The sequence below is a fragment of the Pseudomonas sp. FIP_A4 genome (genome assembly GCF_036701605.1).
In the GTDB taxonomy this organism is placed as follows: domain Bacteria; phylum Pseudomonadota; class Gammaproteobacteria; order Pseudomonadales; family Pseudomonadaceae; genus Stutzerimonas; species Stutzerimonas phenolilytica.
In genome coordinates this window covers 1-764 of the sequence record NZ_JAYDXP010000012.1, presented here as the reverse complement: position 1 = coordinate 764, position 764 = coordinate 1, and the positions used below count along the sequence as shown (strand labels likewise).

At 64.9% G+C, this 764-nt stretch carries 1 protein-coding gene; it reads right to left on the bottom strand.

Annotated elements, in window-relative coordinates:
* Window positions 1–764 (bottom strand): thioredoxin family protein (locus U8L64_RS00060; RefSeq protein WP_333392699.1); only part of this gene is annotated, 764 nt, incomplete at its 3' end.

The following is a 764-nucleotide window of genomic DNA, read 5'->3' as shown; positions in this document are numbered from 1 at the left end:
TCGATGGCCATGGTGTCCAGCACCTGACCGCCGAAGCGCTCGGCCGCGACGCCGGTGCGGATGCCCTTGCGCGCCGCGTAAATGGCCGCTGCGGCGCCAGCCGGGCCACCGCCGACCACCAGCACGTCGAAGGCATCCTTGGCCTTGAGCTTCTCGGCGTCACGGGCGCCGGCGCCGGTGTCGAGCTTGGCGAGGATCTCTTCCTCGCTCATGCGGCCCTGGGTGAACAGCTTGCCGTTGAGGTAGATGCTCGGCACCGACATGATCTGCCGCGCTTCGACTTCGTCCTGGAACAGCGCGCCGTCGATGGCGACGTGCTTGATGTTCGGGTTGAGCACGGCCATCAGGTTCAGCGCCTGGACCACGTCCGGGCAGTTCTGGCAGGACAGCGAGAAGTAGGTTTCGAAGCGGTAGTCGCCGTCCAGCGCCTTGATCTGCTCGATCACCTCCGGTGCGGTCTTCGACGGGTGGCCGCCGACCTGCAGCAGGGCGAGCACCAGCGAGGTGAACTCGTGGCCCATGGGAATGCCGGCGAAGCGCAGGCTGATGTTGCCGCCGATGCGGTTAAGCGAGAACGACGGCTTGCGTGCATCGTCACCGTCGGTCTTCAAGGTGATCTTGTCGCTGAGGCCGGCGATGTCCTGCAGCAGGCTCAGCAGCTCCCGGGATTTCTCGCCGTCATCGAGGGACGCGACGATCTCGAAGGGCTGGGTGACCTTCTCCAGGTAGGCTTTCAACTGGGTCTTGAGATTGGTGTCCAACAT